A 9226-nucleotide genomic window follows, 5' to 3' on the forward strand; every position below is an offset into this window, starting at 1 on the left:
GATGAAGATAGTGTTATACCAGTGATTTTTTGGTCGTATGACAGCCAGTAAATAAAACATTATCCTTACGTTATTATTTCGTCAAGTAAAATTATATTATTGAATGCATAATGTTATATTTATTAGATATTAATACTAAGTTTTTTATAAATTATTATAATAACGCATGTTATTAATATATTTTCTCATCGTTGAGTCAATTTTTATGTATAGGAGATTGAAATCAATAACGTGTATGTCATATTAAGTAGTGAATAGGGTGGCGTATGGCGGAGGTAAGCTTGGAAAGAAAAAGCTACGCGAGAAGGCTGTATGAAAGAAAGCTTGTAAATATGAGGATGAGGTATGCGAAAAAAAATTATGCTATGCGATATGTCGCGGGGCAGCCTGTAGAGCAAGTTTTTCCTACTTCTAAACAATTATTAGAAGAAGCCGCGTTGCCACGTGGGGAACCGATTCTTGCCAGCAATAATGAACTTTCTATCGCTATTTGGAATATCTATAAGCAGCAACGCCCACTATGGAAAAGTGTTCTGACCTCTTTAGCTGAGAAGAACGACCTTATCTTACTGCAAGAAGCGCAAACAACCCCGGATTTATTGAAATTCATTACAGCCAGTGGCTTGGTTGCAGATCAAGTTCCGGCATTTGTCATACCTCAGCATCCATCGGGTGTGATGACATTGGCATCTTCTTCACCTGTTTATTGCTGCCCACTTCGCGAAAAAGAGCCAATACTCAGGCTATCTAAGTCCTCATTAATCACGATTTACCCATTACCGGATGAACGCCAATTGATGGTGATAAACGTTCATGCCATTAATTTCAGTCTTGGTGTCGATGTTTATAGCAGGCAGCTGGACAATATTGGTATCCACATAAGGCTGCATGACGGCCCGGTTATTTTTGCCGGAGACTTTAATGCGTGGAGTCGCCAGAGATTAAAAGTTCTGGCGCGTTTTGCATATCGTATGCAACTTGAAGAAGTGTATTTCGATGATGATCACAGAACGATTGTTTTTGGTAAGCCGTTGGATTTCGTTTTTTATCGTGGACTAAAAGTCCTGAATGCCACTGTTTTAACGACAGTTGCTTCTGATCACAACCCATTGATTGTGAACTTCTCTCTATAACTGATGAAGAAAATAACTGGTGGTTATTGATTGAAGGAATAAAAAAGCGCCGAAATTTATCGACGCTTTTTTAAAAAATTATTGATTTGAGGGACGTGTTGTTGATTGCTTCTTCTTCACACCGAAGAGGTAAGCCAGTGTGAGCAAAATTACCCAACCTATTCCAACGTATAAAGCATCTCTCGTTTGCTCAAAATAGCCTAACAATGCGATGACACTGATCATGAAAACGATCGTAATGGCCGGGGCAATTGGCCACATTGGAATTGGAAATTTTAGTGTCTTGATTTCTTCTGCACTCATTTTGCGGCGCATGGCGGTATGGGAAAGCAAGATCATCAACCATACCCAAACCGTTGCAAATGTAGCGACAGAGGCGATAAGAATGAAAATTTCTTTAGGGATAAGATAATTCAGAACCACACCCAGTAACAGAACTGATGTCATAACAAGAACTGTCATCCACGGCACACCATTGCGAGTCAGTTTCTTGAATGACTTAGGTGCTTGTCCTTCTTGGGCCATACCATACATCATCCTGCCTGCACCAAAAATATCACTATTGATAGCCGAAATAGCAGCGGTAATCACCACGATATTCAGAATATTTGCGGCTGAATTAATCCCCAGATTGGAAAAAATTTGTACAAATGGACTTCCTTCCTGACCAATTTGATTCCATGGATAGATACACATCAGAATACACAGGGTCAAGACATAGAAGATCAAGATACGAAACGGAACAGCATTGATTGCTTTAGGGATCGTCTTTTCGGGATTTTTCGCTTCGCTAGCGGTGATGCCAATAACTTCTATACCACCAAAAGCAAACATCACAATGGCAAATGAAGCTATCACTCCACCGATGCCATTTGGCATAAAACCGCCATGCTCCCATAAGTTGGAAAAGCCGGTAGCGTGTTCAGTTGTTTGCCCGAAACCGTAAAACATAATGACAATACCACCTATAATCATAGCAATGATAGCGGTGACTTTGATGATAGAAAGCCAGAATTCCATTTCACCGAAGATCTTTACATGGCATAGATTCAGGGCACCAATAAAGCATACAATTCCCAATACCCAAATCCACTGATCAACATGAGGGAACCACAGCTTCATATATGTGCCGAATGCGGTAATATCAGCCAGACAAACAAAGAGCATTTCAAGAATATAGATCCAACCAGTCAGAAAACCGGCTAAAGGCCCCAGATAATGGCTGGCATATTGTGAAAAAGAACCGGAGACGGGATGATGAACGGCCATTTCGCCAAGTGCTCTCATCACAATAAATACGGCAGCACCGCCGATTAAATAGGCCAGCAATACAGCGGGGCCAGCTTGCTGAATTGCTGCTGCTGAGCCATAAAACAGCCCCGTGCCTATTGCAGAGCCTAAAGCCATAAAGCGGATGTGCCGCACGCTTAGGCCCTGTTTAAGCTGATTTTCATTATTTTGCATTCGTTATTCCCATCTATCCTTTCATGCCAGAGAGTATTTTAGGCATACGATGCTCTGCCTGGCGTGAGATGCCAGCAAAAGCAACCCAATACCATACCATAAAGATGGATGTTCGCGGGATAGATATCTGTAATAATAACGGGCAGATTAGTAAAACCAGAGTTTTTTTATGATTTACCCAATAAATGAAATCTTTCAAACTTTACAGGGAGAAGGGGTGTTTACCGGTGTTCCTTCGGTCTTCATTCGCTTACAAGGATGTCCGGTAGGGTGTAGTTGGTGTGATACCAAGCATACATGGGAGAAAGAGGCTGATAAACAGCAGCCTATGGAAAACATCTTACTGAAATCGCAAGACAGCGATATCTGGGGCGTGGCGACAGCGAAGCAGCTACTTGGCATATTCACTCGTCAAGGCTATAGCGCGCGTCATATCGTGATTACCGGAGGCGAACCATGCTTATATGATTTGCGTCCTCTGACTGAAACACTGGAAAGTGAAGGTTATCAATGCCAGATAGAGACAAGTGGTACACACGAAATTCAGTGCTCTGAAAAAACGTGGGTGACAGTTTCGCCGAAGGTAAAAATGCGTGGTGGATATCGGGTTTTGCCTGAAGCCATGAAGCGAGCAAATGAAATTAAGCATCCTGTTGGGCGGGAGCGCGATATTGAAGCATTGGATGAATTGCTGACGATGCTTGATGGCAATTCTGCTCCGATAATTGCTTTACAACCCATTAGTCAGAAAGAAGAAGCTACCCGCTTGTGCATTGAAACGTGTATTGCCCGAAACTGGCGTTTTTCAATGCAGACTCATAAATATTTAAATATCGCCTAAAATTCATTCAGCACCAGATTCTGGTGCTGAATCCTTACTCCCCTCGATAGATACAACCTGCGCTACAGGTTTCTTTCACCATTACGGCACTAAGTTGGGATAATGTCGGTTTCAGCCGTCCCCATATCCACTTGGCCAGGACTTCGCTGGTTGGATTTTCAAGCCCGGGAATTTCATTGAGATAGTGGTGATCAAGCTGTTCCCAAATGGGTTTAAAAGCAGTTTTTACATCGGCAAAGTCCATAAGCCAGCCGCTGAGGGGATCGACTTCTCCGGTAAGCTCCACGCGTACCATAAATGAATGTCCATGCAGGCGTCCACATTTATGCCCCTCAGGAACATGTGGAAGATGATGTGCTGCTTCAAATTGAAAATCTTTAAAGATAGTTGTAATCATGATGCGTTCCCCGATTTCAAAAGGCCGGCTATTCTACCTGAACTTTGTGCGCTTAACGTGATTTTTCTGGAGGAATAAAACACAGCGCTTAACAACTTTATCGATATATTAAATCTGTAAATAAAGTTAGGCATTTTGGTTATGAGATATTGCGATCCTTTCTTTAATTACTCATTCTATTTTGGGATAACCTGATAATTAATCCATGCTTATGATTGCTGTGCTTTATTTATTCTACCGGCATGGATATTCGCTATAACAAAGGGCACTGGACAATGACCGCAAAACCACCTTCAACTGTATTATTACCTGTTTCTCCAGAACAGCTATCACGCCTGCAATCAGCAACGAGTGATTTTTCATCACATCAATTAGCTTGGTTATCCGGCTATTTTTGGGGAATGGTGAATCACCAGCCACAAACTGAGGTGGAGACGCCCGCTGTATCTATGCAGGAAACAGTTACCTTGCTTTCTGCTTCACAAACAGGTAATGCCCGTCGTTTAGCTGAACAACTTAGAGATTCATTATTGGCTGCAAATCTCAATGTGAACTTGATTAACGCAGGTGACTATAAGTTTAAACAGATTTCCCAAGAGCGGGTATTGATTATTATTGCTTCGACACAAGGTGAAGGTGAACCAGCAGAAGAGGCGGTAGCACTCTATAAATATCTCTATTCCAAAAAAGCGCCATCAATGAAAGATACGGTTTATGCGGTATTTGGCTTGGGAGACACTTCGTATGAAAATTTCTGTCAGGCAGGAAAAGATTTTGATAACCGTCTGAATGAGCTTGGCGCACAACGCTTATTGGATCGTGTTGATGCTGATGTCGAGTATCAAGAACAGGCCGAACAATGGCACCGCCAAATCACAGATATTTTACAACAGCGCCTGTCAGTACAGGCAAAATCAGCCACCTCTGCTCAGTCTGTTTCAACTCAGGCGATATCAGCTGCACAAATGGATTCAGTGGGTGCGACGTATACCAAGGAAATGCCCCTGGCTGCATCGCTGTTGTCCAACCAAAAAATCACGGGACGTGGTTCTGACAAAGATGTTCGCCACGTTGAAATCGATCTGGGGGATTCAGGGCTGACTTATCAGCCGGGGGATGCCCTTGGAGTTTGGTTTGAAAACGATCCCGCTTTGGTGGATGAATTAATAACCCTGCTTTGGTTGGAAGGTTCAGAACAAGTTAATGTGAATGGCAAGTTACTTCCACTGCGTGAGGCTCTGATAAGTCATATAGAGCTGACTCAAAACACCGGCATAATTGTTGAGAAGTATGCCACATTGGCGAAAGATGAAAAGCTGCTGGCATTAGTGGCTGATAAACAGGCATTGCAGAAATATGCTCAGGCAACACCGATTGTGGATATGGTCAGAAGCGTTGCTGCACACCCTGAAGCTCAACAATTTGTTGACTTACTGCGCCCGCTGACACCCCGGCTCTATTCCATCTCGTCTTCACAATCTGAAGTTGAAAATGAAGTCCACATTACCGTAGGGGTGGTTCGCTACGACATTGAAGGGCGAGCGCGTACTGGTGGTGCATCAGGTTATTTGGCTGATCGCTTGCAGGAAGACGATGGTATCCGCGTTTTCATCGAAAAGAATAATAATTTTCGCTTGCCCGCTGATCCCAATACACCTGTCATTATGATTGGGCCGGGAACGGGCATTGCCCCATTCAGGGCATTTTTGCAAGAGCGTGATAGTCAGGGGACAGAAGGTAAAAACTGGCTGTTTTTTGGCAATCCACATTTTGTTGAGGATTTTCTGTATCAGGTTGAATTCCAGCGTTATGTGAAAGATGGTTTGTTGACTCGCATTGATTTGGCATGGTCACGGGATCAGCAACATAAAGTGTATGTACAAGACAAACTACATGAGCAAGGCGAAGAAGTCTGGCGTTGGATTCAGGATGGTGCGCATCTGTATGTTTGTGGCGATGCTAATCGCATGGCAAAAGATGTAGAACAAACCCTATTGGACATTATTTCACAACATGGTGGTATGGATACCGAGCAGGCTGATGAATTCTTGAGTGAATTGCGCCTTGAGCGCCGTTATCAGAGAGATGTTTACTAACATGAGCAATGTGAGCAAAGAAAAACAAGGGCCTTTGATCGTTGAAGGTAAACTTGCAGATAGTGAGCGTATGAAGTTAGACAGCAATTACCTGCGAGGAACCATCAGCGAAGATTTAAAAAATGGGCTGACAGGTGGGTTTGAGGGAGATAATTTCCTGCTTATCCGCTTTCACGGTATGTATCAGCAAGATGATCGTGATATCCGGGCTGAGCGCGCAGAACAAAAACTCGAACCGCGCCATGCCATGATGCTGCGTTGTCGTTTGCCGGGGGGAATTATTACCCCCAAACAGTGGCTGGGCATTGATCGTTTTGCGACAGAAAATACACTGTACGGCAGCATTCGGTTGACCAATCGGCAGACATTCCAGTTTCATGGCATTTTAAAAAATAATCTTAAACCTGCGCATCAACTGCTGGCATTGATGGGACTGGATTCACTGGCGACAGCCAACGACGTCAATCGCAATGTGCTGTGCACATCCAATCCCGTGCAATCTGTTTTACACCAACAGGCTTATGAATGGGCTAAAAAGATATCGGAACATCTGCTGCCACGGACTAACGCGTATGCTGAAATCTGGTTGGATAAAGAAAAAATTGCCACAACTGATGAAGAGCCGATCCTTGGCAAGACTTATTTGCCTCGTAAATTCAAAACTTCAGTAGTGATCCCGCCACAAAATGACGTTGATCTGCATGCCAACGATATGAACTTTGTTGCTATTGCGGAAAATGATCAGCTGATCGGCTTTAATGTGTTGGTAGGTGGTGGATTAGCCATGACTCACGGTGATAAGAAAACATTCCCCCGTTTGGCGAGTGAATTTGGTTACATTCCCCTAGAGCATACATTGGCGATCGCAGAAGCCATCGTGACAACCCAGCGTGATTGGGGCAACCGAACTGAGCGCAAAAATGCCAAAACCAAATATACCCTTGAGCGCGTGGGTGTAGAAACATTCAAACAGGAAGTTGAAAAGCGTGCTGGCGTGAAATTTGAAGCTGTCCGATCCTATGAATTTACCAGTCGGGGCGATCAGATTGGCTGGTTAAAAGGCATTGATGATCAATGGCACCTAACCTTATTTATCGAAAATGGTCGTTTACTGGATTATCCTGAGAAACCGTTAAAAACAGGGATCGCAGAAATTGCAAAAATCCATCAAGGCGATTTTCGTCTGACTGCCAATCAAAACCTGATTGTGGCGGGAATACCGGAAAGTGAAAAATCGCGGATTGAACAAATTGCCCGTGCTCATGGCTTAATTGATGATAGCGTAACAACACTGCGTCATCATTCTATGGCCTGCGTCTCATTTCCCACTTGCCCATTGGCAATGGCCGAAGCTGAACGTTTCTTGCCGGTTTTTGTTGACCATATTGATGCATTGATGGAAAAGCACGGTGTTGCCGATGAAGAGATCATTTTGCGAGTCACTGGCTGTCCCAATGGATGCGGCAGGGCAATGCTGGCAGAAATAGGGCTGGTGGGTAAAGCTCCTGATCGTTATAACCTGCATTTGGGAGGAAACCGCATTGGTAGTCGAATTCCCCGCATGTACAGGGAAAATATCACATCAGCAGAGATCATTGAGATACTGGATACATTAATTAGTCGTTGGGCATCAGAGCGTCATGCCAATGAATGTTTTGGCGACTTCCTGATCCGCGCCGATATCATCAAGCCGGTACTGAATTCAGCAGTCGATTTTTATGACTGGCAGGAGGCTGTATGAGCCGATTGAATCTCCCGGATCTGACGGTACTAACTCCAGAACAGCAAATCACAGTATTGGCTGATATTAATCAACAACTGGAATTGCTGGATGCTCATGAGCGCGTGAAATGGGCACTGGAACATTTACCCGGCGAATTTGTGCTTTCCTCTAGTTTTGGTATTCAGGCAGCCGTTTGCTTACATCTTGTGACACGGGAATATCAGGATATTCCCGTCGTTCTTACCGATACAGGGTACTTATTTCCCGAAACTTATCAATTTATCGATAGGCTGACCGAAAAACTTAACTTGAACTTGAAGATTTTTCGTGCAGAGCATTCCTCCGTTTGGCAAGAAGCACGTTATGGCAAACTGTGGGAGCAGGGAATAGAAGGTATTGAACGTTATAACCAAATCAACAAAGTTGAGCCGATGAACCGCGCATTGCAAGAATTGAAAGCACAGAGTTGGTTTGCAGGTTTACGTCGTCAGCAATCAGAAAGCCGTGCTAATTTGCCTGTACTGGCAATTCAGCGAGGTGTTTTCAAAATCCTGCCAATTATTGATTGGGATAACCGCCGCGTACACCAATACCTGACTCAACATGGCCTTGAGTACCATCCATTGTGGGAAGAAGGCTATTTCTCTGTGGGGGATACCCATACGACGCAAAAATGGGAACCGGGCATGAGTGAAGAACAAACGCGTTTTTTTGGCCTGAAGCGTGAGTGTGGTTTGCACGAAAGTTGAATTGGTTTCTGAGTTCTTATAGAAGTGGCCGTTTAATTCGGCCACCTCTAAATTAGAATTTGATTACATAAAACATAATCACTAACATTCTCAGATACTGCTGTTAACTTGGCATCGTGTCGTTATGCCAAAAATCAGTTATCACAATGCCCTTCCTTTGCAAGATGAACATCTGCCTTAGATATTACCCTTTTTCCTTCGTCCTCTGGTGACACACTCAAACCAGCACCACCAACAAAAACACCCATTTTTATGTATTGTCTTATGAAGTAATTTTTTCCAGATTCAGTAAAAATAAGCAGATCATTTGGGGAGAACTCTGATTCGGTAGATATTTTATGGTCTTGGTCACCTGATACCTGTGTGTAGAAAAAAGTTTTATCCGCTGTTTCTCCAATACATTTCCCATCAACATAAATATCTTTTTTTAGAGATTTACCGACAAAGCTATCGCGGTAGATATATAAACCAGATCTGCCCTTCTCTGGATCAGAGAAATTTTTGGCTTTTGCTGAGTCTTGTTCAGTTGCAAGAGGTACGCTGGCACAACCACTAAGAAGCAAAGCGCTAAAAAGAGAAACCGATAAAAGTAATTTTTTGGTATTCATCATAGAAATAGAACCTTTTATATAAAAGTAAAAGAACTTCCGACCTGATCCTGAGGTGCTTTAATATGCTCGTACTTCAATCCGGATGAAGTAGTCGTCATCCAAGAATAAATAATAGCCACCATCACCTATATTGCGAATATTTTGTATTTGTGTGCCTGTGCCAAAGACTAAACTATTTTCCGCACCGACATAAACTTTCAAGAGGCACTGAG

The 9226-nt window shown here is 43.2% G+C and carries 8 protein-coding genes; 5 read left to right on the forward strand and 3 right to left on the reverse strand.

Going from position 1 to position 9226, the window contains the following annotated elements; all coding sequences use genetic code 11:
* Nucleotides 1–338: 338 nt before the first annotated feature.
* On the forward strand, nucleotides 339–1133 hold the full coding sequence (locus AB204_RS18280; protein WP_047964815.1) for an endonuclease/exonuclease/phosphatase family protein: 795 nt from the start codon (nucleotides 339–341) through the stop codon (nucleotides 1131–1133).
* A 78-nt stretch (nucleotides 1134–1211) separates the two neighbouring features.
* On the opposite strand, the gene AB204_RS18285 is transcribed toward AB204_RS18280, so the two are convergent.
* Nucleotides 1212–2597, reverse strand: coding sequence for an amino acid permease (locus tag AB204_RS18285; RefSeq protein WP_047964816.1), 1386 nt, complete (start codon nucleotides 2595–2597; stop codon nucleotides 1212–1214).
* Nucleotides 2598–2766: 169 nt separating this feature from the next.
* Here AB204_RS18285 and queE point away from each other — a divergent pair, with 169 nt between their 5' ends.
* Nucleotides 2767–3438, forward strand: a complete 672-nt coding sequence (gene queE, locus AB204_RS18290; protein WP_047964817.1) for a 7-carboxy-7-deazaguanine synthase QueE — start codon at nucleotides 2767–2769, stop codon at nucleotides 3436–3438.
* Between the two features lie 34 nt (nucleotides 3439–3472).
* On the opposite strand, the gene queD is transcribed toward queE, so the two are convergent.
* A complete protein-coding gene (queD, locus tag AB204_RS18295; RefSeq protein ID WP_047964818.1) occupies nucleotides 3473–3835 on the reverse strand; it encodes a 6-carboxytetrahydropterin synthase QueD in 363 nt (120 codons plus the stop codon).
* Nucleotides 3836–4110: 275 nt separating this feature from the next.
* Between queD and cysJ the strand changes: the two genes are divergently transcribed.
* Genes cysJ through AB204_RS18310 form a run of 3 tightly spaced genes read left to right on the forward strand, consistent with a single transcriptional unit; the run spans nucleotide 4111 to nucleotide 8403 of the window.
* Nucleotides 4111–5931 (forward strand): NADPH-dependent assimilatory sulfite reductase flavoprotein subunit, encoded by a 1821-nt coding sequence (gene cysJ, locus AB204_RS18300; RefSeq protein WP_047964819.1) that lies wholly within the window; start codon nucleotides 4111–4113, stop codon nucleotides 5929–5931.
* A gap of 1 nt (nucleotide 5932) precedes the next feature.
* Nucleotides 5933–7672, forward strand: coding sequence for an assimilatory sulfite reductase (NADPH) hemoprotein subunit (gene cysI / locus AB204_RS18305; RefSeq protein WP_152671577.1), 1740 nt, complete (start codon nucleotides 5933–5935; stop codon nucleotides 7670–7672).
* Entirely contained in the window at nucleotides 7669–8403 is a 735-nt protein-coding gene (locus AB204_RS18310) for a phosphoadenylyl-sulfate reductase (RefSeq protein ID WP_047964821.1), read from the forward strand. Before cysI ends, AB204_RS18310 begins: the two co-directional genes overlap by 4 nt.
* A 134-nt stretch (nucleotides 8404–8537) precedes the next feature.
* Here AB204_RS18310 and AB204_RS18315 read toward each other — a convergent pair whose 3' ends face one another.
* On the reverse strand, nucleotides 8538–9014 hold the full coding sequence (locus tag AB204_RS18315) for a DUF2846 domain-containing protein (protein WP_200898266.1): 477 nt from the start codon (nucleotides 9012–9014) through the stop codon (nucleotides 8538–8540).
* Nucleotides 9015–9226 lie beyond the last annotated feature (212 nt).

Source organism: Xenorhabdus khoisanae, from assembly GCF_001037465.1.
Lineage (GTDB): Bacteria > Pseudomonadota > Gammaproteobacteria > Enterobacterales > Enterobacteriaceae > Xenorhabdus > Xenorhabdus khoisanae.

Bases quoted from the DNA above. Each gene is read 5' to 3' on its own strand.
- AB204_RS18285 (WP_047964816.1), bottom strand. From the start codon at position 2,597: ATGCAAAATAATGAAAATCAGCTTAAACAGGGCCTAAGCGTGCGGCAC.
- cysJ (WP_047964819.1), top strand. From the start codon at position 4,111: ATGACCGCAAAACCACCTTCAACTGTATTATTACCTGTTTCTCCAGAA.
- AB204_RS18280 (WP_047964815.1), top strand. From the start codon at position 339: ATGAGGTATGCGAAAAAAAATTATGCTATGCGATATGTCGCGGGGCAG.
- cysI (WP_152671577.1), top strand. From the start codon at position 5,933: ATGAGCAATGTGAGCAAAGAAAAACAAGGGCCTTTGATCGTTGAAGGT.
- AB204_RS18310 (WP_047964821.1), top strand. From the start codon at position 7,669: ATGAGCCGATTGAATCTCCCGGATCTGACGGTACTAACTCCAGAACAG.
- queE (WP_047964817.1), top strand. From the start codon at position 2,767: ATGATTTACCCAATAAATGAAATCTTTCAAACTTTACAGGGAGAAGGG.
- queD (WP_047964818.1), bottom strand. From the start codon at position 3,835: ATGATTACAACTATCTTTAAAGATTTTCAATTTGAAGCAGCACATCAT.
- AB204_RS18315 (WP_200898266.1), bottom strand. From the start codon at position 9,014: ATGATGAATACCAAAAAATTACTTTTATCGGTTTCTCTTTTTAGCGCT.